This window comes from Micromonospora sp. WMMC273, assembly GCF_027460285.1.
In the GTDB taxonomy this organism is placed as follows: Bacteria; Actinomycetota; Actinomycetes; order Mycobacteriales; family Micromonosporaceae; genus Micromonospora; species Micromonospora aurantiaca.
This window is the reverse complement of record NZ_JAPZBE010000001.1, coordinates 2,586,439-2,608,938: the sequence shown is the minus strand read 5'-3', so window position 1 is coordinate 2,608,938 and position 22,500 is coordinate 2,586,439. Positions and strand designations below refer to the sequence as shown.

25 protein-coding genes and 1 pseudogene are annotated in these 22,500 nt (G+C 74.3%); 11 read left to right on the top strand and 15 right to left on the bottom strand.

Annotation, left to right across the window (positions count from 1 at the left end; all coding sequences use genetic code 11):
• The first annotated feature begins 355 nt into the window (after nucleotides 1–355).
• Together O7611_RS12075 and O7611_RS12070 are read left to right on the top strand one after the other, a co-directional pair.
• Complete coding sequence (locus O7611_RS12075; protein ID WP_194801693.1) at nucleotides 356–1,003, top strand: C39 family peptidase; 648 nt, start codon at nucleotides 356–358, stop codon at nucleotides 1,001–1,003.
• A 170-nt stretch (nucleotides 1,004–1,173) separates the two neighbouring features.
• Complete coding sequence (locus O7611_RS12070) at nucleotides 1,174–2,958, top strand: glycosyltransferase family 2 protein (protein ID WP_269696844.1); 1,785 nt, start codon at nucleotides 1,174–1,176, stop codon at nucleotides 2,956–2,958.
• Here the strand turns inward: O7611_RS12070 and O7611_RS12065 are convergent.
• The 4 genes and pseudogenes from O7611_RS12065 to O7611_RS12050 all read right to left on the bottom strand — a co-directional run.
• Nucleotides 2,884–3,054 (bottom strand): annotated as a pseudogene (locus tag O7611_RS12065) (DUF6510 family protein); the annotation flags it as partial. The gene O7611_RS12070 and the pseudogene O7611_RS12065 sit on opposite strands and share 75 nt — an antisense overlap.
• A 46-nt stretch (nucleotides 3,055–3,100) precedes the next feature.
• Nucleotides 3,101–3,820, bottom strand: a complete 720-nt coding sequence (locus O7611_RS12060) for a ferredoxin reductase (protein ID WP_269698083.1) — start codon at nucleotides 3,818–3,820, stop codon at nucleotides 3,101–3,103.
• Nucleotides 3,821–3,860: 40 nt separating this feature from the next.
• Complete coding sequence (locus O7611_RS12055; RefSeq protein WP_194801695.1) at nucleotides 3,861–4,460, bottom strand: sulfite oxidase-like oxidoreductase; 600 nt, start codon at nucleotides 4,458–4,460, stop codon at nucleotides 3,861–3,863.
• Nucleotides 4,461–4,510: 50 nt separating this feature from the next.
• Nucleotides 4,511–5,545, bottom strand: a complete 1,035-nt coding sequence (locus O7611_RS12050; protein ID WP_194801696.1) for a TerC/Alx family metal homeostasis membrane protein — start codon at nucleotides 5,543–5,545, stop codon at nucleotides 4,511–4,513.
• 241 nt (nucleotides 5,546–5,786) lie between these two features.
• On the opposite strand from O7611_RS12050, the gene O7611_RS12045 reads away from it, so the two are divergent.
• Nucleotides 5,787–6,959 carry a CaiB/BaiF CoA transferase family protein gene (locus O7611_RS12045; RefSeq protein ID WP_269696843.1) on the top strand — a complete coding sequence of 391 codons (1,173 nt, stop codon included), beginning with the start codon at nucleotides 5,787–5,789 and terminating at the stop codon, nucleotides 6,957–6,959.
• Between the two features lie 12 nt (nucleotides 6,960–6,971).
• On the opposite strand, the gene O7611_RS12040 is transcribed toward O7611_RS12045, so the two are convergent.
• Nucleotides 6,972–7,376, bottom strand: a complete 405-nt coding sequence (locus O7611_RS12040; protein ID WP_194801698.1) for a DUF2267 domain-containing protein — start codon at nucleotides 7,374–7,376, stop codon at nucleotides 6,972–6,974.
• 177 nt (nucleotides 7,377–7,553) lie between these two features.
• On the opposite strand from O7611_RS12040, the gene O7611_RS12035 reads away from it, so the two are divergent.
• Entirely contained in the window at nucleotides 7,554–7,823 is a 270-nt protein-coding gene (locus O7611_RS12035; RefSeq protein ID WP_091427162.1) for a DUF2795 domain-containing protein, read from the top strand.
• Between the two features lie 318 nt (nucleotides 7,824–8,141).
• On the opposite strand, the gene O7611_RS12030 is transcribed toward O7611_RS12035, so the two are convergent.
• The 4 genes from O7611_RS12030 to O7611_RS12015 are packed head-to-tail and all read right to left on the bottom strand — an operon-like array spanning nucleotide 8,142 to nucleotide 11,050.
• Complete coding sequence (locus O7611_RS12030; RefSeq protein WP_194801700.1) at nucleotides 8,142–8,810, bottom strand: hypothetical protein; 669 nt, start codon at nucleotides 8,808–8,810, stop codon at nucleotides 8,142–8,144.
• A gap of 46 nt (nucleotides 8,811–8,856) precedes the next feature.
• Entirely contained in the window at nucleotides 8,857–9,828 is a 972-nt protein-coding gene (locus O7611_RS12025) for a pirin family protein (protein WP_030269116.1), read from the bottom strand.
• 16 nt (nucleotides 9,829–9,844) lie between these two features.
• On the bottom strand, nucleotides 9,845–10,678 hold the full coding sequence (locus tag O7611_RS12020) for a hypothetical protein (protein ID WP_194801701.1): 834 nt from the start codon (nucleotides 10,676–10,678) through the stop codon (nucleotides 9,845–9,847).
• A gap of 30 nt (nucleotides 10,679–10,708) precedes the next feature.
• Nucleotides 10,709–11,050 carry a MazG-like family protein gene (locus tag O7611_RS12015; RefSeq protein WP_194801702.1) on the bottom strand — a complete coding sequence of 114 codons (342 nt, stop codon included), beginning with the start codon at nucleotides 11,048–11,050 and terminating at the stop codon, nucleotides 10,709–10,711.
• Between the two features lie 92 nt (nucleotides 11,051–11,142).
• Here O7611_RS12015 and gdhA point away from each other — a divergent pair, with 92 nt between their 5' ends.
• Nucleotides 11,143–12,474, top strand: a complete 1,332-nt coding sequence (gene gdhA, locus O7611_RS12010) for an NADP-specific glutamate dehydrogenase (protein ID WP_194801703.1) — start codon at nucleotides 11,143–11,145, stop codon at nucleotides 12,472–12,474.
• A 152-nt stretch (nucleotides 12,475–12,626) separates the two neighbouring features.
• The gene (locus O7611_RS12005; protein ID WP_194801704.1) at nucleotides 12,627–13,985 is read left to right on the top strand and encodes an alpha/beta hydrolase family protein; all 1,359 of its coding nucleotides are present in this window, start codon (nucleotides 12,627–12,629) and stop codon (nucleotides 13,983–13,985) included.
• Between the two features lie 7 nt (nucleotides 13,986–13,992).
• On the opposite strand, the gene O7611_RS12000 is transcribed toward O7611_RS12005, so the two are convergent.
• Nucleotides 13,993–14,766 (bottom strand): DedA family protein, encoded by a 774-nt coding sequence (locus O7611_RS12000; RefSeq protein WP_194801705.1) that lies wholly within the window; start codon nucleotides 14,764–14,766, stop codon nucleotides 13,993–13,995.
• Nucleotides 14,767–14,832: 66 nt separating this feature from the next.
• Between O7611_RS12000 and O7611_RS11995 the strand changes: the two genes are divergently transcribed.
• On the top strand, nucleotides 14,833–15,525 hold the full coding sequence (locus O7611_RS11995) for a carbon-nitrogen hydrolase family protein (protein WP_194801706.1): 693 nt from the start codon (nucleotides 14,833–14,835) through the stop codon (nucleotides 15,523–15,525).
• Between the two features lie 25 nt (nucleotides 15,526–15,550).
• The gene (locus O7611_RS11990; protein ID WP_194801707.1) at nucleotides 15,551–16,294 is read left to right on the top strand and encodes a phosphotransferase; all 744 of its coding nucleotides are present in this window, start codon (nucleotides 15,551–15,553) and stop codon (nucleotides 16,292–16,294) included.
• Here O7611_RS11990 and O7611_RS11985 read toward each other — a convergent pair.
• The 4 genes from O7611_RS11985 to O7611_RS11970 form a co-directional block, all read right to left on the bottom strand.
• Nucleotides 16,258–17,700 (bottom strand): serine/threonine-protein kinase, encoded by a 1,443-nt coding sequence (locus tag O7611_RS11985; protein ID WP_194801708.1) that lies wholly within the window; start codon nucleotides 17,698–17,700, stop codon nucleotides 16,258–16,260. The two genes, O7611_RS11990 and O7611_RS11985, sit on opposite strands and share 37 nt — an antisense overlap.
• 62 nt (nucleotides 17,701–17,762) lie before the next feature.
• The gene (locus O7611_RS11980) at nucleotides 17,763–18,599 is read right to left on the bottom strand and encodes an SAM-dependent methyltransferase (RefSeq protein ID WP_135239838.1); all 837 of its coding nucleotides are present in this window, start codon (nucleotides 18,597–18,599) and stop codon (nucleotides 17,763–17,765) included.
• 76 nt (nucleotides 18,600–18,675) lie between these two features.
• Nucleotides 18,676–19,563 (bottom strand): helix-turn-helix domain-containing protein, encoded by an 888-nt coding sequence (locus O7611_RS11975; RefSeq protein ID WP_194801709.1) that lies wholly within the window; start codon nucleotides 19,561–19,563, stop codon nucleotides 18,676–18,678.
• 105 nt (nucleotides 19,564–19,668) lie between these two features.
• Nucleotides 19,669–19,926, bottom strand: a complete 258-nt coding sequence (locus O7611_RS11970; protein WP_194801710.1) for a DUF397 domain-containing protein — start codon at nucleotides 19,924–19,926, stop codon at nucleotides 19,669–19,671.
• A gap of 225 nt (nucleotides 19,927–20,151) precedes the next feature.
• Here O7611_RS11970 and O7611_RS11965 point away from each other — a divergent pair, with 225 nt between their 5' ends.
• Complete coding sequence (locus tag O7611_RS11965; RefSeq protein ID WP_194801711.1) at nucleotides 20,152–20,787, top strand: GGDEF domain-containing protein; 636 nt, start codon at nucleotides 20,152–20,154, stop codon at nucleotides 20,785–20,787.
• Between the two features lie 54 nt (nucleotides 20,788–20,841).
• Here the strand turns inward: O7611_RS11965 and O7611_RS11960 are convergent, their stop codons facing one another.
• Nucleotides 20,842–21,336: a type II toxin-antitoxin system PemK/MazF family toxin gene (locus tag O7611_RS11960; RefSeq protein WP_194801712.1), complete on the bottom strand. Its 495-nt coding sequence runs from the start codon at nucleotides 21,334–21,336 to the stop codon at nucleotides 20,842–20,844.
• Between the two features lie 77 nt (nucleotides 21,337–21,413).
• Here O7611_RS11960 and O7611_RS11955 point away from each other — a divergent pair, with 77 nt between their 5' ends.
• Nucleotides 21,414–21,857, top strand: coding sequence for a DUF4291 domain-containing protein (locus O7611_RS11955; protein ID WP_194801713.1), 444 nt, complete (start codon nucleotides 21,414–21,416; stop codon nucleotides 21,855–21,857).
• Nucleotides 21,858–21,956: 99 nt separating this feature from the next.
• Complete coding sequence (locus O7611_RS11950; protein WP_194801714.1) at nucleotides 21,957–22,469, top strand: NUDIX hydrolase; 513 nt, start codon at nucleotides 21,957–21,959, stop codon at nucleotides 22,467–22,469.
• Nucleotides 22,470–22,500 lie beyond the last annotated feature (31 nt).

Below are 22,500 nucleotides of genomic sequence, written 5' to 3'. Positions count from 1 at the left end.
GCCTGGCGTGGCTGTGTCGGTGCCATCGTGCGGGTGGAATCGGTGGCGGGCGCGGGGCGTTGTACATGGCTGACCGCCCAGGCAGCAGGGTCGAGCGCCGGACACCGGCCCGCCTGGCACCCACGGCAGGTCAGGGAATCGACCCGGCCCGGTCGTCGTTACATCCCCGAGCGACGGGCACCCCGCCGTCTCCGGGAATGACCCCGGCCCGCGCGTCGTTAAACCCCCGAGCCGCGGAGCAGGCCCCCCGGGTCGCCCGCGCGCCAGCCCGGTTTCGACGGGCACCCCAGACTTTCCCCCTTTCGCGCGGCACCCCCATCGCCGCGTGATCCCCCACTTCAGGGAGGCAACCATCATGGCTACCACTCTGCTGCGCAAGACCGTTCTGACCGCTGCTGGTGTCGTCGCCACCGCTGGTGGCATCGCCGGCCCCGCCATCGCCGCCCAGGCCACCCCGGCCGAGCGCGCCGCCGCCCAGGTCACCACCGACCGCAAGCACGGCGAGCGGGAACTGGACGTACGCTACGAGGCGCAGCCCAACTTCTACTTCTGTGGCCCGGCCGCGGCCCGCAACGCACTGAGCGTGCAGGGCAAGAACATCGACGTGCACGCGATGGCCGAGGAGATGGGCACCACCGAGGACGGCACCAACTCCATCAACGACATCACGCCGGTGCTGAACAAGGAGACCGGTAAGGACGTCTACAAGTCGACCGAGATCCCGGTGGACAAGGCCGGTGACAAGGTGGAGAAGCTGCGCGCCGACGTGGTGCGCACGGTCGACGACGGCCGGGCCGTGGTGGCGAACATCGCCGGCACCGCGACCGACACCGACGGCAACGCCCACTCGTTCGAGGGTGGCCACTACATCAGCGTGGTCGGCTACCGCGACGGCGGGAAGGTCGTGACGATCGCCGACTCGGCCAACCCGAACCAGGCCTCGTACCGCATGGACGTGGACGCCCTGGCCCACTGGATCGCCAGCCGCGGCTACAGCTCCTGACCGAGTGACAATGCCGAAGGGCCCGACCCCAGAACACGGGTCGGGCCCTTCCGCGTGTCCAACGGCTGCCTTCCGGTCACCTCGCCGTCACGCCGGTGTCGTCACCCGGACGGCTCGCTCCACCACGCTGGGTCGCGCCGGATCGTCCGGGCGACCGTGAAGGAGCAGCCGTGGCAGCCGAGGAGGCGACGCACCACCCACCGACCACGAGCCGCCCCGACGTGAGTGTCGTCGTGCCTGTCTACAACACGCTGCGCTACCTGCGGTCCTGCCTCGACTCGGTGCTGCGGCAGACGATCGGGCCGGACCGGATGGAGATCGTGGCGGTGGACGACGGGTCCACCGACGGCAGCGGCCGCCTGCTCGACCGGTACGCCGCCAAGCACCCCGGCACGGTGCGGGTCGTGCACCAACCCAACTCCGGTGGCCCGGCGTCGCCCTGCAACCGGGGGCTGGACCTGGCCACCGGCCGGTACGTCTTCTTCCTCGGTTCGGACGACCGGCTCGGCCCGGAGGCCCTGGAGCGTCTGGTCGCCGCCGCCGACCGGTACGGCTCGGACGTGGTGCTCGGGAAGGTGGTCGGGGTCAACGGCCGGCACGTCTTCTCGGACGTGTTCGCCGACGGCAACGCGGTCGACGTGAGCCTGTTCGACTCGGCCCTGCCGTGGTCGCCGGCGAACACGAAGCTGTTCCGGCGCGACCTCGTGGACCGGCTCGGGCTGCGGTTCCCGGAGGACATGCCGGTGCTCAGCGACCAGCCGTTCACGCTCGCCGCCTGCTACCACGCCCGGCGGATCTCGGTGCTCGCCGACTACGACTACTACCACGCGGTACGCCGGCTGGACGCCCGCAACATCACCTACCACAGCCGGATCGAGCAGCGCCTGGTCAGCGTGGAGCGGCTGGTCGCGTACGTGGCCGAGCTGATCCCCGCCGGGGAGCGCCGGGACGCGGTGCTGCGCCGCCACGCCGGGCTGGAACTGGCGAACCTGGTCGGCGACGACTTCCGGCACCTGGACCGGGCCGCGCAGGAGCGGGTGCACGCCACGGTGGCGCGGCTGGTACGGCGGCACGTCACCGACCGCCTGCGGGACCGGCTCGACATCGAGGCCCGGCTGCGCCTGGGCGCGGTCACCGTGGGCGGGGTGGACGACCTGCTGGCGGTGATCGAGCAGGACAGCGGCCGGGGCGTGCCGGCGACGGTGTTCGCCGGTGACCGCTGGCACGCGGGCTACCCGGGCGCTCCGGCCCGGTGGACCGACGTCACCGACGTGCGCGCCGACTGGCTGGCGCGGCTGGACACCGTCGACGTGAGCTGGGTCGACGGGCACACGCTGACGGTGACCACGCGCAGCCCGTACCCCCGGTTCGCCACCGAGGCCGGGCCGGTGCGGATGCTGGCCGGTCCGGTCGTGGGCGCCACCCGGATGGACGCCGGCGATCCGGCCGGCCGCACCCTGCGCACGGACTTCGCGCTGGACCGGCTCCTGGCCGCCAGCGCCGCCAGCGGGCAGCGCCATCCGGTACGCGCCGAGGTGGACGGCGGTCACGGGCGCGGCGGGGCCGCGGTGCGCGCACCTCGGCTCGCCGCCGGGCGGCCCCGGCTGCTGCGGCACGGCGCCCGGCTGTACGGGGTGACGGCGACCGTCGACCCGCGCAACGGTCAGCTCGTGCTCTCCGTGGTGCCGGTCACTGTGGGTCAGCTCGTCGGGCGGCTGCGCCGGCGCGGCAGGCGCAGACCGGTAACGGCGCAGACGTCCGGACGCGGCCCAGCCACGGCGCAGGCGTCAGGGCGCGGCGCGGAAGCCCTGCTCGGCCGGCATGGGCACCTGGAGGTACGTGGTGCCGCGCAGGTCCAGCCAGGCCCGCTGCGGCGCCCGGACCAGCCGCACCATCACCCCGGCGCAGGCGGGGCAGCGCCCGACCAGGCCCGGGGCGTGCGAGTAGACGTGTAGCCCGGCCATCGGGCCGGTCATGCCGCAGGTGTCGCAGCGCCCGGTGGTGGCGCTCAGGTCGACCGCGAACAACTCGCGCAGCGGCCCGTCGAGCATGTTGCCATCCACGTAGGACAGGTCGGTCATACGCCCTCCTCGGGTCTCAGCCGGTCGGGCCGAACCGTTCGGTCCGCACGCGCCGGGTCGGGTGACCCAGCCCCACCAGCAGGTCGGCCACGGTCTCCACGAATCCGGTGGGGCCGCACACGTAGCACAGCGGCTCCAGGTCGGGCGGCCAGCCGTGGCTGTTCACGTCGGCCAGGCCGATGCGGTGCGGCTCGCCGCGCCAGCCCTCGGGCGCGGACCGGGTGTAGACGTACGCGACGTCCAGGCCCTGGTCGTCGCGGGCGCGGCGGCGCAGCTCGTCGGCGTAGATGACGTCGTCCGGGGTGCGCACCGAGTAGACGAGCCGGAACGGTGTGCGGCTGCCCGCGGCCCGGCGCGCGCGAATCATCGCCATCAGCGGCACCACGCCGGATCCACCGCCGACGAGCAGCACCGGCGCGGTGTCGTCGGTACGCCAGACGAACCAGCCGCCGACCGGTCCGCGTACCTCCACCGGGTCGCCCTCGGCGTAGGTGTCGGTCAGGTACGGCGACACCTCACCGTCGGGCACCCGCTGCACCGTCACCTCGATCCGCTCGCCGTCGGCGGGGCCGGCCAGCGAGTACGACCGGGCGGCCTGGTAGCCGTCCTCGGCGGTGAGGCGCAGGTCGACGTGCTGCCCGGGCAGGTGTCCGGGCCAGCCGGGCACGTCCAGCACCAGCGTCTGCGCGGTGGGCGTCTCGATCCGCCGCTCGACCAGCCGGGCGACCCGCCACATCAGCGGCGCGACGCGGCGGCCCTGCGCCTGCGCGGTCACCTCAGTCGCCCTGGTAGCGCTGCTCGCGCCACGGGTCGCCGTAGTCGTGGTAGCCGGCGGTCTCCCAGAAGCCGGGCCGGTCGTCGGCGAGCAGCCGGATGCCGTGCACCCACTTCGCCGACTTCCACAGGTACAGGTGCGGTACGAGCAGCCGCGCCGGTCCGCCGTGTTCGGCCGGCAGCGGCCCCCCGTCGTACGTGTGCACCACCCACGCCCGCCCGCCGCGCAGGTCGTCCAGCGGCAGGTTGGTGGTGTAGCCGCCGTACGAGTGCGCGAGCGCGTACCGGGCCTCGGTGTCGACGCCGTCGAGCAGCGTGTCCAGGGAGACGCCCTGCCAGGTGGTGCCGAGCTTGGACCAGCGGGTGACGCAGTGCAGGTCCACCGTCGGGGTGTCCTGCGGCAGGCCCATCAGCTCGTCCCAGGACCAGCGGTACTCCGCACCGGTCTCGCTGGTCAGCACGAACTCCCAGGTGTCCAGCGGCACGCGTGGCGTCGGACCGGCGGAGAGCACCGGGAAGTCCTCGGTGAGGTACTGCCCCGGCGGCAGGTCGGGCGCGGACGTACGGGGCCGGCCCTGGAAGCCGGGCGAGACGATTCCCACCCGTCAGTCGTACCACCGCCGGTACCGCCGGGGCAGGGGTTCCCGCCGAGTCAGGCGGAACCCCCGCCCTGCACCTCGTGCACGACGGTGCGCTTGCCGTCGCCGCTGTTGCGGGTGGCCCGCAGGCTGGTGATGGTGACGATGACCAGGACGCCGATGATCACGCCGAGCGAGGCGAGCGTGGGGATCTCCGGCACGCCCTTCCAGATGCCGTGCGCCCAGTGCAGGCCGAGCTTGACGCCGATGAACGCCAGGATGGCGGCCAGGCCGTAGCTGAGGTGCACGAGGCGGCTGAGCGCGGCGTGCAGCACGAAGTACAGCGCGCGCAGGCCCAGCAGCGCGAAGGCATTGGTGGCGAAGACCAGGTACGGGTCCTCGGTGATGCCGTAGACGGCGGGCACCGAGTCGACGGCGAACACGATGTCCGTGGCCAGCACGGCGACCACGACCAGCGCGAACGGGGTGAGCGCCCGCCGGCCGGCCTGCCGGATGGTCATCCGGGTGCCGTGGTAGTCGTCGACCACCGGCATGATCTTGCGGAGCAGCCGGACCGACCGCATCTTGTTGATGTCGACCTCCTGCTCGTGCCCGGAGAGGGCGTCGCGCAGCAGCTTGACCGCGGTGGCGATCAGGATGAGCGCGAACAGCAGGAAGGCGAAGTCGAGCGTCTGGAGCGCGGCGGCGCCGAGCGCGATGAACACACCGCGCAGCACCAGGGCGCCGGCGATGCCGTAGAGCAGCACCCGCTGGGCGAGCACGGCGGGCACCGCGAACGCGGCCAGCAGCAGCATGAAGACGAACAGGTTGTCGACCGAGAGGGACTTCTCGACCAGGTAGCCGGTGAGGTACTCGACGCCCTGCTGGCTGCCGTACCGGGACCAGATCCAGGCGCCGAAGGCCAGCGGCAGGGCGATGTAGAAGGCGGACCAGCCCAGCGCCTCACGGATGGAGACCTCGTGCGGCTTCCTGGTGACCAGGAAGTCGAGCACCAGCAGGACGAGCACACCGACGATCGTCACGGCCCACAGCGTGGGCGTGCCGACAGACGACAACCCGGCCGCAGCCAGGGGCGACAATTCGGGCATGGAGCCTCCTCGAACACCGTGTCATGTTCGAGGTCTCCTTCACCCACGTTTCGTGGGCAACCACCCGGGGCTCGCCTCGGAGGCTCGCCGTACTGACCGGAATGATTCGTGGGAAGTACTCCCCTCGCCTGCACAAGGCTAGGTCACCGCCGGACCGGACGCCAAGTCGGGACACGCATGATTGCCCTGGTCAACCACTGGGCGCCGGCGGAGGGCGTGGCGCCGGGCCACACCTGCCCCTATGGTGACGCGGGTGACCAACCAGGGACCACTGACCGGCGTACGGGTGATCGAGCTGGCCGGCATCGGCCCCGGTCCGTTCGCGGCGATGATGCTGGCCGACCTCGGCGCCGACGTGGTGCGCGTCGACCGGGCCGGCGGGGGCGGGTTCGGCGCCTTCCCCGGCGACCTGCTGAACCGCAACCGCCGCTCGATCGCCGTCGACCTGAAGCAGCCCGCGGGGCGTGACCTGGTGCTCGACCTGGTCGCTGGCGCGGACGCGCTGCTGGAGGGCTTCCGGCCCGGCGTGGCCGAACGACTCGGCCTCGGCCCGGACGACTGCCTCGCCGCCAACCCCGGCCTGGTGTACGGGCGGATGACCGGCTGGGGGCAGGACGGGCCGCTGGCGCAGCGCGCCGGGCACGACATCGACTACCTGGCGCTGACCGGTGCGCTGCACGGCGTGGGCCGGGCCGGGGAACGCCCGGTGCCGCCGATGAACCTGCTCGGCGACTACGGCGGCGGGGGCATGATGCTGGCGCTCGGCGTGGTCGCGGCGCTGTACGCGGTGCGCGGCGGCGCGCCCGGCCAGGTGGTCGACGCGGCCATCGTGGACGGTGTGTCGGTGCTGGCGACGCAGATCCACGCGCTGCGCGACATCGGGCTGTGGCAGGACCCGCGCGGGGTGAACCTGCTCGACGGCGGCGCGCCGTTCTACGACACGTACGAGTGCGCCGACGGGCGGTACGTCGCGGTGGGCGCGCTGGAGCCGCAGTTCTACGCCGAACTGGTCCGGCTCACCGGCTTCCCGCTGGACGGCGAGGACGCGCCGGAGGACGCGCTGGACCGGGACGACCCGGCGAACTGGCCGGCGCTGCGGGCGGCCTGGACGCGGCTGTTCCGCACCCGTACCCGCGACGAGTGGACGGCGCTGCTGGCCGGCACGGACGCCTGCGTGGCGCCGGTGCTCGACTGGGCCGAGGCGCCCGAGCACCCGCACCTGCGCGCCCGGGACGTGTTCGTCGCGCCGGACGGGGTCACCCAGCCCGCCCCCGCGCCGCGCTTCTCGGCCACCCCGACGTCGGTGCGGCGCCCACCGCCCTCGCCGGGCGAGCACACCGACGAGGTGCTCGCCGACGCCGGGGTCGACGCCGGCCGGATCGCCGCGCTGCGCGACGCCGGCGTGATCGGCTGACCGGCCGCCGGTTCAGCGGCGCGCGGCGGCCGGGGCGAGGGCCGGTTCCACCATGTCCCGGTAGTCGCGGGGGAACTGCACCACGACGTCCTGGAACTCCCCGCCCCGGATCGCCTCGCGCAGCGTGACGAAGACCGCACGTACGGCGTCCCGGGCGGTGTTCTCGTCGCAGTCCGCCCGGCGGGCGACCCGGGCGGCGAACTCGGCCGCGCCGAACCGTTCGGCCGCCTCGTCGCGCGGATAGGGCCGGAGCAGCCCCTGGAGCTGTTTGGGCAGCTGCGCGGCGAGGTCCATCACCTCGCCGCCGGTCAGCCGCTCGGCGAGCGTCTCCAGCGTGGCCCCGGTGAGTGCGGCGGCCCGGTCCTCGCTCGTGCCGGTGAGCCGGGCGACCCGGCTCACGAAGGTCAGGTAGTGCATCCGTGGTACCCCCTTCGGTGCGCCCACCGCGGCTACCCGCGACGGCGCGCCGGAAACGGCGCCGGCGACCGGCGCGCGGCGACTGCGGGTTTTCCGCGCTTGCGGGCGTGAGGGGCGGCGCGACGGGTATCCGCCGCCCGGTCATGACCCCGACTACTGCCACGAGGAGCCCGACCCATGGCGAGTTACACGGATGTCCTTGAGTACCTGTCCGCGCTGGACTACCCGGCCGGCAAGGACGACGTCATCCGCGAGGCGGAACGGGAGGGCGCACCGCCGGACGTGTTGCGGGCGCTGCGCGCGCTGCCCCCGGTGGACTACGCCAACGGCACCGAGGTGGCCCGCTCGGCCGGCATCGACGCGGCGCCCGAGGTGAGCCCGTCGCAGCGCGCGGCGCAGGCCCGGGTCGACCACCCGCGCGTGTCGCAGCACCTGCGCGGCATCTGAGCACCGCGGCGGGCCGGCGGGCGACACGGCCGCCGGCCTCCGCGCGTGCGGAGAAGGGCCGGTGTACGACTGTCGCGCGTGGGCACTCCCCTGTGGCGGGTCGGCGTGCCCGGACAGGCGAGCGCCCCGGGTCACGAACCGCGACCTGGGGCGCCACGCAGCACCTGTCCTGCGCGGTTCACGCCCGAACCGGGTCGCGACCGCGCAGCGGTGAGATGTTCGCCCGAACCGGGCGGGCATCGCTGCCACGATCATCATACGACGCGACATCAGCCGAACGGGTGAGAATCGCGGAATTGTGGCCGGGCGCACGTGCGCTCAGGCGGTCACCTCCGCGTAGCGCCGCTCCAGGTCCACTCGCGCCAGCGCTCCGACCAGCCACGACAGTTGCTCCGACTCCCCGCTGCCGGTGAGTCCGGCGAGGTCGCGGGCGGTGCGGCCCAGCCCGAGCCGCCGGGCCGCCGCGAGCGCCCGCCGGTCGGCCACCGGCGCCGCCTCGCGCCACAGCGCCTGCGCCTCGCGCAGGAACAGGTCGCACACCTCGTCGTCCACTCCGGGCAGCGCGGTCAGCAGCCGCCGTTCCTCGCCCGGGTCCTGGTGCGCGGCGGTCCGCAGCCGCCGAAGGTCACCCCGGTACGTCTCGACGACCGTGCGGGCCAGGTCGCCGATGGTGTCGGCGATCCCGGCCAGATCACCGCGCAGTCCGGCGGCGCGCAGCACACGTACCCGGTCCTCGTGGCGGGAGCGGGCCATCCGGGCCGCGGTGTCCCAGCCGGCGTCGCGCAGCGCGCCGGCCGCGTCGACGGCGCGGTGGAAGTCGCCCCTGCGGGCCAGCAGGACGGCCAGGTACAGCACCTGGAACAACTGGGCCGGGTTGTTGGTCACCCGGAACCCGAAGCACTCGGCGAACCCGCGGCCGTCTCCGGCGAGCCGCCGGGCGAGCCGCTTCTTCTCCGCGACGTCGCGCGGGGCGGTGGTTGTCGGCATGCCGCCGACTACCCCGGCGACGGCGCGGCATTCGGGGGTACGACGGTCAGCCCCGTACGTCGCCGCCGCGGTCGCGCGCCTTGAGCCGGGTGGTGGGCAGCGCGGGCGCGGGCAGCGGCGGCGCCGCGTCGTCGGCGACCACGCCGAAGCGGCGGCCGGCCATCCAGTCCTCCCGGGCGGCCACCACCTCCTCGTGCGAGCGGCCGACGAAGTTCCACCACATCACCAGCGGCTCCTCGAACGGGGTACCGCCGAGCAGCAGCAGCCGGGTGCCCGGTTCGGCGCGCAGCGTCAGCGCGTTCCGCCCGAGGCCGAGGTAGAGCAGCGCGCCGGGGGCCAGCGCCGTGCCGTCGCACTCGGCGGCGCCGGACATGGCGAGCAGCCCGTACTCGAAGTCCGGGCGCAGCGGCAGCGTGGCCGGCGCCGGCCCGCGGACCTCGATCTGCGCGCCGACCAGCGGGGTGTGCACGACGGCGGGCGAGCGCTCCCCGCCGAGGTCGCCGACGAGCAGCGTGACGTCCAGGTCGCCGTCGCGGAACCGGGGCAGGTCGGCGTGGTGGGCGAAGTCCGGGTCACCGGCGCGGGCCGGGTCGGGCAGCGCCACCCACAGCTGCACGCCGTGCATCAGGGGCGGGTGCACCAGCGGGGAGCGCTCGGAGTGGGCGATGCCGCGCCCGGAGGTCATCACGTTGAGCTGGCCCGGGCGGATGGGCTGCACGTTGCCGAGGCTGTCGCGGTGCAGGATCTCCCCGTCGAGCAGCCAGGTGACGGTCTGCAGCCCGGTGTGCGGGTGCGGCGGCACCTCCATGCCGGGCCGGTCGGCGACGTCGTCGGGCCCGAAGTGGTCGACGAAGCACCAGGCGCCGACCATCCGGCGCTGCCGCTGCGGCAGCAGCCGGCGCACAGTGGTGTAGCGGCCGAGCGGGACGTCGTGGCCGGGCAGCAGCACGCTGCCCGGGTCGGTCGGGCCGACGCCCGGTGGGAGCGTCTGCGCGGGCAGGGATTCGGTGCGGTCCACCGCCCCGACTGTACGCTCACTCCGCGGTGACGCTCACCGCGTTGGCGCCCCCGACCAGGTCGAGGTAGAGCCGGTCGGCGGCCCGGTCCCAGCCCGGCGAGCTGACCAGGTCACCGGCGGCGATCCCGCCGCGACGCTCGTCGTACAGGGTCAGGGAGCCGGCGCCGGACGCCACCCGCACCCGGGCCGGCGGCCCGCCGGGCACGGTGACTGTCAGTTCGCTGACCCCGCCGGTCATCCGGACGATGAGCGAGCCGTCGAGCCGGGGCAGCAGCAGCCGGGTACGCGACGCGCCGCCGACCAGGTCGATCCCGGCGAGGCGGGCCTCACCCAGGTCGAGCCGCTGCTCGCTGACGCCGCCGATCAGCCGCAGCCGCCAGGTGACCCGGGAGTTGAGCACCACCTCCACGGCGGCCGGGCCGGGGCGGCCGTTCTCCTCGATCCTCAGCCGGACCCGGTCGCCCACGAGCTGCGGGCGCGGGGTCACACCCGAGCCGTCCGGCGCGCCGATCCGGTACAGGTCGTCGCCGAGGTCGGCGGCCCGCAGCGTGAACCGGGTCAGCCCGTCGACCAGCTCGAACTGGGCGCGCTGCCGGTCGCCGCGGGGCGCGGCGAGCGTCTCGGCGCCGGCCACCTCGGCGGCGCCGGCCCCGCCGGAGCCGCCACCGGGAGCGGACGACGGCGGGGCGCCGCCGGAGAAGACCACGCCGAGCCGAGCCGGGTTGGACAGCGTCACCGCCACCGCCACCGCGCCGAGCACCACCACGAGCACCGCCGCCGCCGCGAGCAGCCGGGCTCCGCCGGACCAGCGGGGCCGGGCCCGGCCGGGGTCGTCCTCGGATACGGTCATGGTCGTCCCCTCTCGCCGGTCCCCCTGGGGTCATACGTCCGTGTCGGCGTCCCGGTTCATTCCCACTCCGGTCCGTTCCCGCACCTTGCCGGCGCAGGCGGCCAGCACGGCCTGCGCGTCCAGGCCGAGGCTCTCGATCGCGACGAGCGCGGTGAACGCCACGTCGGCGAGTTCGGCGGCGACCTCCTCGCGGGTGTGCGTCACCCCCTTGCGCGGGTTCTGCCCGAGCAGCCCGATCCAGGCCGCGGCGACCTCGCCGGCCTCCTCGCCGATCTTGAGGATGCGACAGGTCAGTTCGGTGTCGCCGCGGCCGTTCGCGGCGTCGAGCCAGGCGCGCGCGTCCCGCGCCGTCGTCCAGATGGTGGCGTCCACGCCGACCAGTGAACCCCACCCCGCGCACCGTTCGTATCCTGGGGCGACGCAGGCCAGGGGGCCCGCGTCCCAGGCGAGAGGAGGTGCCCGTGATGCCAGAGACCGTCGAGTCGGTGTTCGCCGGCGTGGTCGCCCGGAACCCGGGAGAGCCCGAGTTCCACCAGGCGGTCCGCGAGGTGCTGGAGAGCATCGGTCCGGCCCTGGCCCGGCATCCGGAGTACGCCGAGGTGGTCGAACGCGTCTGCGAGCCGGAACGGCAGGTCATCTTCCGCGTGCCGTGGGAGGACGACCAGGGCCGGGTACGGGTGAACCGCGGATTCCGGGTGGAGTTCAACAGCGCGCTCGGCCCGTTCAAGGGCGGTCTGCGCTTCCACCCGTCGGTCTACCTGGGCATCGTGAAGTTCCTCGGGTTCGAGCAGATCTTCAAGAACGCGCTGACCGGGCTGTCCATCGGCGGCGGCAAGGGCGGCGCGGACTTCGACCCGAAGGGCCGCTCCGACCGCGAGGTGATGCGGTTCTGTCAGAGCTTCATGACCGAGCTGTACCGGCACATCGGCCCGCAGACCGACGTGCCGGCCGGTGACATCGGGGTGGGCGGCCGGGAGATCGGCTACCTGTTCGGGCAGTACAAGCGGATCACCAACCGGTACGACGCGGGCGTGCTCACCGGCAAGGGCCTGGCGTACGGGGGCGCGCAGGTGCGCCGGGAGGCGACCGGGTACGGGGCGGTGTTCTTCGCCGACGAGATGCTCCGCCAGGCCGGGGACAGCCTGGAGGGCAAGCGGGTCGTGGTGTCCGGCTCCGGCAACGTGGCCATCTACGCGATCGAGAAGGTGCATCAGCTCGGCGGCACGGTGGTGGCGTGCTCGGACTCCGGCGGCTACGTGGTCGACGAGAAGGGCATCGACCTCGCGTTGCTGCGCGAGCTGAAGGAGCAGCGCCGGGGCCGGCTGGCCGAGTACGCGGAGCACGCGCGCAACGCCGTGGCGGTCGCTGACCGCAACGTGTGGGAGGTGCCCTGCGACCTGGCGCTGCCCTGCGCCACGCAGAACGAGATCGGCGGCGCGGAGGCGGCCGCGCTGGTCGCCGGTGGCTGCGTCGCGGTGGTGGAGGGGGCGAACATGCCCACCACGCCGGAGGCGGTGCGGATCCTCGGCCGGGCCGGGGTGCGGTTCGCCCCGGGCAAGGCGGCGAACGCCGGCGGTGTGGCGGTGAGCGGGCTGGAGATGCAGCAGAACGCCAGCCGCGACACGTGGACGTTCGGCGAGTCGGAGCAGCGGCTGCGCGAGATCATGCGGGACGTGCACGACAGGTGCTGGGCGACCGCCGAGGAGTTCGGCCTGCCCGGCGACTACGTGGCCGGGGCGAACATCCAGGGGTTCCGGCGGGTGGCCGAGGCGATGCTGGCGCACGGCCTGGTGTGAGCGGGCGACGGGACGGACGCTGACGGCGTGGTCAGTCAGTGATTGACAGCCCTCGACGCCCGGCCTAGGTTCAGGTCGCTACCGGCTGGTAGGCATCCGTCCCGCGTCGTCACCCCCGTCCCGGGGTGGCACCCGTCCCCCGGGGAGCAGCGATGCAGCCCTCACCCGTCCGCCGCCGGGTGCTCGCCGTCGGCGCTGCCCTCGCGCTGACGCTCGGCCTCGCCGGCGCGGCCCCCGCCGCCGCCACCGGCCGCGACGACGGCAGCGGCCCGCTGCCCGGCTACACCATCGTCAACCCGCCGCTGCCGCCACTGGTCGTCGGCGGGGCCGCCACCACCGTGCGGCAGGGCGTGCACGCGAACGCCGGGTACGTCATCGAGATCCCGGCGCGCTGGAACGGCGAGCTGGTGATGTGGTCGCACGGCTACCGTGGCCAGGGCACCGAGCTGTCGCCCGAGCCGCCCGCCTACGACCTGCGGCAGCGCCTGGTGGCGCAGGGGTACGCGTGGGCGTCGTCGTCGTACGACCGCAACGGCTACGACGTGCGCTCCGGGGTGCGCAGCACCCGCGCCCTGGCCGACCTGTTCAGCCGTACCGTCCGGCGCCCGCACCGGGTGCTGATCGCCGGGGTGTCGATGGGCGGTCACGTCATCGGCCGGTCGCTGGAGCAGTACCCGGGCTTCTACGCCGGGGCGCTGCCGATGTGCGGGGTGCTCGGCGACCAGGAGCTGTTCGACTTCTTCCTGGACTACAACCTGGTGGCGCAGGCCCTCGCGGGGGTGCGCGCATACCCGACGCCGCCCGACTACCTGACCTCGGCGGTGCCCCGGATCCAGGTCACGCTCGGCCTGGCCGGGCTGACCCCGGGCGGCCCGGACACCACCAACGACCTCGGCAAGCAGCTGCGCGCGGTCACCGCGGAGCGCTCCGGCGGGCCGCGGCCGGGCGCCGACGCCGCGTTCGCGGTCTGGAAGGACTTCCTGTTCGGCATCGCTGTCGGCGAGGCGGACGGCTCCCCCGCCCGGCGGCCCGGCCAGCTCGCCACGAACCTGTTCACCAGGTACGCGCCGAACCAGCCGGTCAACCTGAACGCGACGGTGCAGCGGGTCGCGCCGGAGAACCTGCGCCAGCGGCTCTCGCCGAGTCTGACGGAGGTGCCCCGGATCGCCGGGCGGCCCACCGTGCCGGTGCTGAGCCTGCACGGGCTCGGCGACCTGTTCGTGCCGTTCGGCATGGAGCAGGCGTACGCCCGGGACGTGGCCCGGCACGGCCGGTCCCGGCTGCTGGTGCAGCGGGCGGTGCGCACCGCGCAGCACTGCGAGTTCAGCCCGGCCGAGGCCGGTGCCGCCTGGGACGACCTGGTCCGCTGGGTGCGTACCGGGAAGCGGCCGGCCGGTGACGCGGTCACCGACCGGCGCGCGGTGGCGGCGCCGGACTTCGGCTGCCGGTTCAGCGACCGGGCGGCCCGGGCCGCCGGCACCGGCACCCGCCCGCTCTACCCGCCGTGCTGAGCCCGCCTCAGTCCTCGGCGCGGGAGTACCAGCCGCCGCGGTAGACGGTGCCCTGCGGGGTCGGCTGCGGCTCCGGCGGCGCCTCCGCCTCCTGCGGCGCGGCCCCGGCGGTGCGGCGGGAGCGGCGGACCCGGCTGACCACGAACCAGCAGGCACCGGCCAGCACGGCCACGATGACCAGCTTCTGGAACGTGCCCGCGTACGCCTCGACCACGTGCCACTGCTCGCCGAGGAAGTACCCGGCGAGCACGAACGTGGTGTTCCAGATCAGGCTGCCGAGCGCGGTGTAGAGCAGGAAGACCGGCACCGGCATCCGTTCCACCCCGGCCGGGATGGAGATGAGACTGCGGAAGATCGGAATCATCCGGCCGAAGAACACCGCCTTGACGCCGTGGCGCAGGAACCACGCCTCGGTGCGGTCCACGTCCTCCAGCTTGATCAGCGGCAGCCGCGCGGCAAGGGCACGCATCCGGTCCCGCCCGAGGGCCGCGCCGATGTAGTACAGCGCCAGCGCGCCCACGATCGACCCGATCGTGGTCCAGACGATCGCGCCGACCAGGCTCATCCTGCCCTGGCTCGCGGTGAAGCCGGCCAGCGGCAGGATCACCTCGCTGGGGATGGGCGGGAACAGGTTCTCCAGCGCCACCGCGAGGCCGGCGCCCGGGCCACCGAGCCGTTCCATCAGGCCGGTGACCCATCCGGTCACCCCGTCGCCGGACGGTTCCGCGGCCCGCGCGGTGCTCACCCGGGGGACGGCGAGCAGCTGTGCGTTTCCGATCATCGGACCAACGTTACGGGGCGAAGCCGCGGACGACCACGCGTCATGGAAACCATTATCGTGTACGCCATGCGTACGCCGCTGCGGATCGCCGTCGCCCAGCCGCTCACCCGCTCCCACGACGTCGAGGGCAACGCCGCCCGCCACGCCGACGCGGTGCGCGCCGCCGCGGCCCGCGTGGTGGTCTTCCCGGAGATGTCCCTGACCGGGTACGAGCTGACCGCCGCGCCGCTGGACCCGGCCGACCCGAGGCTCGCGCCGCTGCGGGCGGCCTGCGCCGAGACCGGCACGCTGGCGCTGGCCGGGGCGCCGGTGCCCGGCCCGCACATCGGGGTGCTCGCGGTCGACGCCGGGGGCGTACGGGTCGCGTACCGGAAGATGTGCCTGGGTGGCGCGGAGCCGCGGCACATGCGACCGGGCCGGGAGCCGACGGTGCTCGATGTGGACGGCTGGCGGCTGGGGCTTGCGGTGTGCAAGGACACCGGCACGCCGGAGCACGCGGCGGCGACGGTGGCGCTGGGCGCGGACGCCTACCTGGCCGGCGTGCTGGAGTCGGCGGACGACGCGGCGGTGCCGGACGAACGCGCCCGCCGGGTCGCCGCCGCGCACGGCGTGTGGGTGGTCACGGCGAGTTTCGCCGGCTCGACCGGGGGCGGGTACGCGCGGGCCGCGGGTGGCTCGGGGATCTGGTCGCCGGACGGCGAGCCGGTGGCCCGGGCCGGTACGGGCACCGGCGAGGTGCTCGCGGCGACGCTTCACTGAGGACGGATCACCTACGCTGGTAACGATGGCATCGTCAGAGGGCGCCGCCCCGGAACCGGCTGCGGCGGGCGGCCCGCCGCCGGCCCCGCTCGCCACCGGCCGCACCGCCGACGTGTGGCTGTTGCCCGGCGGCCGGGTGCTGCGCCGCTACCGCGCCGGTGGCGACGTGCGGGCCGAGGCCGAGGTGATGCGGCACCTGCGCCGGGCTGGCTATCCGGTGCCCCGGGTGCATCACGCCGACGGCGCCGACCTGGTGCTCGACCGGATCACCGGCCCGACGCTGGTGGAGGCGTTCCGCGCGGGCACCGTCACCGCGCCGGCGGGCGCCCGCATGCTGGCCGACCTGCACGCCCGCCTGCACGCGCTGCCGGCCCTTCGGTCGGCCGATCCGGCGGTCCGCATCCTGCATCTCGATCTGCACCCGGACAACGTGCTGCTGACGGCCACCGGTCCGGTGGTCATCGACTGGACCGACAGCGCCGAGGGTCCGCCCGCACTGGACCGGACGACGACAGCGCTGATCCTCGCGGAGGTCGCCGTCACTCCGGGGCACCCGTTGCGGGTGGCGGCGGGCGAGTTGCTGTCCGCGTACGTCGCCGTGTCCGGGCCGCTCGACCGGCTGATGGAGGCGGTCCGGCACCGGGCCGCCGGTCGCGCGCCCGATCCGGAGCTGCTGCCCGAGGCGGCCGTCCTCGTCACAGAGATGATCAGAACTGTCGGGCCGGCGGCGGCTCAGCCCTCGTCGGTGCCGCCGCGCAGCCGCTCGTAACCGTCGAGCAGCTTGCGCAGCGCGGTGGCGGTGACCGGGTCGATCTTCTCGTCCTCGGCCGCGTCGTCGATCTTCTCGCGCAGGTCCTCGACCCGCTTGCCCCGGTCCTTCGGCTTGCCCCGGTCCAGCTCGGCGGCCTTCTTGCGCAGGTCGTCGGCGGTCTTGCGGTCGACCAGCCCGATCGACTCGGCCCGGTCGATCAGCTCACCGAACCGATCGCCGAGCTGACGCAGCGTCACCGGCTCGGGCACAGTCGACGGCGGCGCGGCACTGCTGGGCTCCGGGGCGGGCGGCTCGGCGGCGCCGGTCGACGGGCCGGCGGTGGGCGCGGCGGCCGGCGGCGTGCCGGAGCCGTCACCCCACACCAGCGAGCCCACCACCGCGAGCAGCAGCACCAGGGCACCGGCGACGAGCAGTCCGAGCAGCCGGTTCGACGAGACCGCCGGGCGCGGCGGCGCGACGGGACGTGCCGGCGGGACCGAGCGGGACGCGGCGGCCGGGGACCGCTCGACCAGGGTGGGCGGGTGCGCCGCCGGCGCCACTGTGGGCAGGATCGCGGTCGGCGGGTCGACCGGGCGGCCCGCGCCGAGCCGGTCGGCGAGCCGGGCCGCTGTGGGCCGCCGCTCCGGGTCCACGTCCAGGCAGGCCAGGACCAGGTCGGCGATCTCCGGCGGCAGACCGGGCACCCGCGGCGGCGGCACCGGCGGCCGGTTGCGCCGCACGTCCAGCACGTCGTCCCAGCTGCGTACCGGCAGCGGCGCCAGGCCGGTGAGGCTGCGATACAGCAGCACGCCGAGCGCGTACACGTCGCCGGCCGGGTTCGCCGGACCCGGGTCGAGACGTTCCGGGGCGAAGTAGGCGGGGGTGCCCATCAGCAGCGCGCCGGTCTGCCCGGTGACCGGGTGCGGGCCGGCCGGCGCGGCGATGCCGAAGTCGAGCACCTTCGCGCCGGTCTCGGTGAGCATCACGTTCGCCGGCTTGACGTCGCGGTGCACCACGCCGATCCGGTGCGCCGCGGCCAGCGCCCCGGCGACCTGCCCGGCCGTACGGACCGCGTCCGGCCAGGCCAGCGGCCCGCCGTTCAGCCGGTCGGCGAGCGTCTGACCCTCCACCAGCTCCATCACCAGGTACGGGACGACGACGCCGCGGTCCAGCGTCGCCTCGCCGTAGTCGTACACCTGGGTCACGTGCGGGTGGGTAAGCCGCGCCGCCGCGCGGGCCTCGCGCTGGATGACCGCGCGCAGTTGCGGGTCGGCGGCGAGTTGCCCGGCGAGGGCCTTGACCGCGACGGGCCGGTGCAGCACCTCGTCGTCGGCGCGCCACACCTCGGACATCCCGCCGAGGCCGATGCGTTCGCGCAGGACGTACCGGTCGTGCAGGCGCAGGGCGGGCGTGAACGGCGACATGATGCCTCCAGTGTGCCCGTCCGGTCCCCGTGCCCGTCAACCGCCCGGCCCGGAGCCCGGCGTCAGGGCTTGCGGGCGACCCCGCCGTACATGCTGACGTCGATCACCGACGGGCGTGGTTCGGGCTCGCCGTCGGCGCGCCACTCGGCGACCGAGCAGATGCCCGGCTCGACCAGTTCCAGGCCGTCGAAGAAGCGCACGACCTCCTCCCGGCTGCGCAGGTTGATCACACCGTGCGGGCCGCCGCCGCGGGCCGCCGCCTTCGCCTCGGCGGCCACCTCGGCCGGCAGGTAGTCGTGGGTGGCGTGCGAGGCGGCCAGGTAGCTGCCGGCGGGCAGGGCGTCCAGCAGGCGGCCGACGATCGCGTACGGGTCCTCGCCGTCGGGCACGAAGTGCAGCACCGCCAGCAGCATCAACGCGACCGGCTGGGAGAAGTCCAGCGTGCGGCGCAGGTCGGGGTGGGCGAGGATGCGCTCCGGGTCGCGCAGGTCCGCGTCGAGGTAGGCGGTGGCGCCCTCGGCGGAGCTGGTGAGCAGCGCGCGGGCGTGGGCCAGCACGATCGGGTCGTTGTCGACGTAGACCACCCGGGCGCGCGGGTCGGTCGCCTGCGCCACCTCGTGCGTGTTGTCGGCAGTGGGGATGCCGGTGCCGATGTCCAGGAACTGCCGGATGCCCGCCTCACCGGCCAGGTGGCGCACCGCGCGGCGCAGGAACCGCCGATTCTCCAGCGCGCTGATCCGGATGGTCGGGAACCGCGCGGCCATCGCGTCGCCGGAGTCACGGTCGGCCTGGAAATTGTCCTTTCCGCCGAGCCAGTAGTTGTACCGGCGGGCGGGATGCGCCACAGTGGTGTCGATCCGGCCCGACTCGGGTGCCGTACCTGGTGCGTCGCTGGTCAAGGCCGCCTCCACGACTCGGGTGCCACCGTCCACTGTCTCCGGTCGGCGGTCATGCTACTGCCCGCCACCGCGCCGGTCAGGCCGGGTAGAGCTCGTCGCGCAGGCGGGCCAGCAGTTCCGGGGTCCGCTCCGGCGGCGCCGCCTCCACGCACAACCGTTCCATCGCCTCGGCGTAGAAGTCGAGGTCGTCGCGCTTGTCCAGGTAGATGGCGCTGGTGAGCTGCTCGATGTAGACGATGTCGGGCAGGTCGGCGTCACCGAAGCGCAGGATGCTGAACGCGCCGCTGGCCGCGGCGTGCCCGCCGGCGGCGAACGGGACGATCTGCAACCGTACGTGCGGGCCCGAGGTCGCCTCGATCAGCGCGTCCATCTGCTCGCGCATCACCGCGGCGCCGCCGATCGGGCGGCGCAGCACCGCCTCGTCGAGCACCGCCCACAGCTGCGGCGGGTTGGGCCGCCGCAGCAGCTCCTTGCGCTGCATCCGCAGCTCCACCCGCCGGTCCAGTTCCGCCGCCGACGCGCCGCGGTGGCCGAGCAGGATCACCTGCCGGGCGTACGCGGCGGTCTGCAACAGGCCGGGTACGAACTGCACCTCGTACGTGCGGATCAGCGCGGCGGCCGCCTCCAGGCCCAGGTACGACTGGAACCAGGCGGGGAGCACGTCGCCGTAGCGGTGCCACCAGCCCGGGCTGTTCGCGTCGCGGGCCAGCTTGAGCAGCGCGTCGCGGTCCTCCGGCGCGGTGACGCCGTAGAGCGTGAGCAGGTCGGCCACGTCGCGCTCCTTGAAGCCGACCCGGCCCAGCTCCATCCGGCTGATCTTCGACTCCGACGAGCGGATCTCCCAGCCTGCGGTCTCCCGGCTGACGCCGGCACTCTCCCGCAGCCGGCGCAGCTGCCCGCCGAGCAGCATGCGCAGCACTGTCGGACCGCTTGTCGGACCACCCTCGACGGGCACCGTCGCCACCTGACCGCCCTCGCATCCCGACCGACCCGGCCGGGCACCCTCCCGGACCGACGAGTAAGCATGCCATGAACCGACAGTGAGGTGAACTCCTCCGGACGGACGGAGTCAGTCCCGTGTACGGGACGGCGGGATCAGGTGGTCGAAGTCGCCGTCCCGCGCGCCGAGCACGAAGGCCGCGATCTCGTCCACTGTGTAGATGAGCGCCGGGCCCTCCGGGTGCCGCGAGTTGCGGACCGCGATGCCGCCGCCGTCGGGCAGCTCGGCCAGTTCGACGCAGTTGCCGCTGGGGTTGCTGCGGCGGCTCTTCAGCCAGCGCATCGGTGGCAACTCGGTCACGGGCACGCCGTTCGGGGGATGCTGCATGGGCGTCCTTCGGGATGAGCCAGCCGAGGCCGCGGGGAGGAGCGGTGGGTGGCGACGTCTGTCGACTGAGGAGTGAGATGCACGTGCATCTGCTATTGCATCTGCAATGGACGGAGAGGATGATACTCGAAATACGGTGTGCCGGTTCGCTCACGTACGGTGACCTGAACCCGGCCCCGGGGACGCCGCTCCGCGCGGCTTCGGGACTGCGGTGAGGAGGACGCGTTGGCGGATCCGATGACCATCGCCTCCGGCATCTCCGCGGCTGGCGCACTCGTCTCCGCCTGGCAGTTACGCCGCCGCGCGCTGCGCGCCGAAGCCGAGATCGAGCTGCTCCAGGCCGAGCTGGCCGCCGAACGGCACGCCGCCAGCCACGACCCGCTCACCGGGCTGCCCAACCGCCGCGCGTTCTTCCGGCTGGCCGCCGCCCTGCTCACCGACCCTGCCGGCCAGCCGCTCGTCGCGGTCGTGCTCGACCTGGACAACTTCAAGCAGGTGAACGACCGCTACGGGCACGCCGCCGGGGACCAGGTGCTGGTCTGCGTCGCGCAGCGGCTCGCCGCGTTCGCCGGCCCCAACCTGGTTGCCCGGCTCGGCGGCGACGAGTTCGCCGGACTGCTCGCCAGCCCCACGCCGGACCGCCGGTGGATCGAGCACGCCACCCGGCGGCTCTGCGAGGCGCTCGCCGCGCCGATCCCGCTCGGCGCGCGCAGCATCCAGGTCACCGCCTCGGTCGGGCTGGCGCCGGTGCACTGCCCCACGCAGCTCGCCGACGCGCTCTGCCGCGCCGACGCGGCCATGTACGAGGCGAAGACGCTCGGCGCGTCCCGCCCGACCCGCCAGCTCGTCGCGGAGTGCTGAGCGGCTCGTCCGCCAGCTCGTCGCGGGGTCGCCGGGGCGGCTCTGTCCGGTGGGTCAGCGCCAGCCGTAGCCGGCGCGCAACGCCTGCCCGACCCGGTCGAACCGGGGCCGGTCCAGCACCGCGCCCTCGCGGCGGATGCTGTCCTCGCGCATGGTGAGCACCCGGTCCAGGCGAACCCAGCTCGGCCGCTCGTCCCGATCCCACTCCCCCGGGCCGAGCGCCAGCCAGTGCCGCTGGCCGTCCCGGTCGCTCTGGCTGGACAGCATCAGCCCGAACAGCGTGCGGCTGTGCCGGCCCACCACCAGCACCGGGCGGTCCTTGCCCTGGCGCGGGTCGTCCTCGTACGGCACCCAGGTCCAGACGATCTCGCCCGGGTCGGCCTGCCCGTCCGGCTCCGGGGCGTACGACAGCTCGCGACGCTGCAACGCGCTGACCTGGCGGCGGCGCGCGACCTGCGCCGGGATCGGTCCGCCGGGGCGGGCGGGGGCGGGCACGCCCCGGGTGATCCGGCCGAGCTTCGACGCCACGTTCCTCAACAGACCTGCCACGGCGGGCAGCCTATCGGCCGGGGCGCCGGGCCCGGAATCGGGTCGCCGGAGCGGGTACGCGGTGCCATCGTGCCCCGGTGACAGTGCCCCGCCACCAGATCCGCGCCGCGTACACCGACACGTCGGTCACCGTCTACCAGGCGTACCCGCCGGAGATCGCCGACGCGGCGCTGCGGGCGGGGCGGTTCGTGCCGCCGTTCAAGCGGGAGCGGATGACCTGGATCAAGCCGTCGTTCCGCTGGATGATGTACCGCTGCGGCTGGGCGCTCAAGCCGGGCCAGGAACGGGTGCTGGCGGTCGACATCAGCCGGTCCGGCTTCGAGTGGGCCCTGCGGCACGCCTGCCTCAGCAGCTACGACCCACGCCTGCACCCGGACCGGGACGCCTGGCGGCACAGCCTGCGGGTCAGCCCGGTGCGGGTGCAGTGGGACCCGGAACGCTCGCTGCGGCTGGCGCCGCTGCCGGTGGAGCGGCCGTACCCGCTGCCGGTCGAGGTGGCCCGGATCGTCGACGCCGGCTGAGCGACCCCGGCACCGGGCGGGCGCCGCGAGGCGCGCTGTCAATAGGGGCTTTTCTACTACCGGAGGCGTTAACAGGAGGCCCTTCCTTACAGTGGGGGCGTGGAGTTGCCGGACGATCTGCCGCTGTTCGAGCGCAGCGCGGTGCGGCTGGTGGTGCTCGACGCCGCCGACCACCTGCTGCTGTTCCACACCCGCGACCCGGACCACCCGGACCTCGGCGTGTGGTGGGAGCTACCCGGCGGCGGCCTGGACCCGGGCGAGACGTACCGGGAGGCGGCGGTACGCGAACTGCGCGAGGAGACCGGCATCGTCATCGGCCCGGACGAGGTGGGCGCGCCGACGTGGCGGCGGCGGGCCAGCTTCCGGCACCGGCAACGCCGCCACCTCCAGGACGAGGTCGTCGTGACGGTACGGCTGCCCGGCCCCGGACCGGACGTGGACGAGGCGCTGCGGCTGGACTACGAGGTGGAGGACTACTTCGGGTTCCGCTGGTGGCCGCTGGCCGAGGTGCTCGCCGAACGGCCGCGCTGCTATCCCGGGCGACTGCCGGACCTGCTGCCCGCGTTCCTGGCCGGGACGGAGATCGACGAGCCGTTCGAGCTGTGGTCCTGACACGGGGCGCGCCGGCGGGCAGAGTGGAGCC

Excerpts from the sequence above, each read along its gene's own strand:
- O7611_RS12045 (WP_269696843.1), top strand. The coding sequence starts at position 5,787 with ATGGTGACGCGGGTGACCAACCAGGGACCACTGACCGGCGTACGGGTG.
- O7611_RS12075 (WP_194801693.1), top strand. The coding sequence starts at position 356 with ATGGCTACCACTCTGCTGCGCAAGACCGTTCTGACCGCTGCTGGTGTC.
- O7611_RS12000 (WP_194801705.1), bottom strand. The coding sequence starts at position 14,766 with ATGATCGGAAACGCACAGCTGCTCGCCGTCCCCCGGGTGAGCACCGCG.
- O7611_RS12020 (WP_194801701.1), bottom strand. The coding sequence starts at position 10,678 with ATGACCGTATCCGAGGACGACCCCGGCCGGGCCCGGCCCCGCTGGTCC.
- O7611_RS12050 (WP_194801696.1), bottom strand. The coding sequence starts at position 5,545 with ATGCCCGAATTGTCGCCCCTGGCTGCGGCCGGGTTGTCGTCTGTCGGC.
- O7611_RS12040 (WP_194801698.1), bottom strand. The coding sequence starts at position 7,376 with ATGCACTACCTGACCTTCGTGAGCCGGGTCGCCCGGCTCACCGGCACG.
- O7611_RS12035 (WP_091427162.1), top strand. The coding sequence starts at position 7,554 with ATGGCGAGTTACACGGATGTCCTTGAGTACCTGTCCGCGCTGGACTAC.
- O7611_RS12030 (WP_194801700.1), bottom strand. The coding sequence starts at position 8,810 with ATGCCGACAACCACCGCCCCGCGCGACGTCGCGGAGAAGAAGCGGCTC.
- O7611_RS11985 (WP_194801708.1), bottom strand. The coding sequence starts at position 17,700 with ATGTCGCCGTTCACGCCCGCCCTGCGCCTGCACGACCGGTACGTCCTG.
- O7611_RS11990 (WP_194801707.1), top strand. The coding sequence starts at position 15,551 with ATGGCATCGTCAGAGGGCGCCGCCCCGGAACCGGCTGCGGCGGGCGGC.
- O7611_RS12060 (WP_269698083.1), bottom strand. The coding sequence starts at position 3,820 with ATGTGGCGGGTCGCCCGGCTGGTCGAGCGGCGGATCGAGACGCCCACC.
- O7611_RS11970 (WP_194801710.1), bottom strand. The coding sequence starts at position 19,926 with ATGCAGCATCCCCCGAACGGCGTGCCCGTGACCGAGTTGCCACCGATG.
- O7611_RS11995 (WP_194801706.1), top strand. The coding sequence starts at position 14,833 with ATGCGTACGCCGCTGCGGATCGCCGTCGCCCAGCCGCTCACCCGCTCC.
- gdhA (WP_194801703.1), top strand. The coding sequence starts at position 11,143 with ATGCCAGAGACCGTCGAGTCGGTGTTCGCCGGCGTGGTCGCCCGGAAC.
- O7611_RS12005 (WP_194801704.1), top strand. The coding sequence starts at position 12,627 with ATGCAGCCCTCACCCGTCCGCCGCCGGGTGCTCGCCGTCGGCGCTGCC.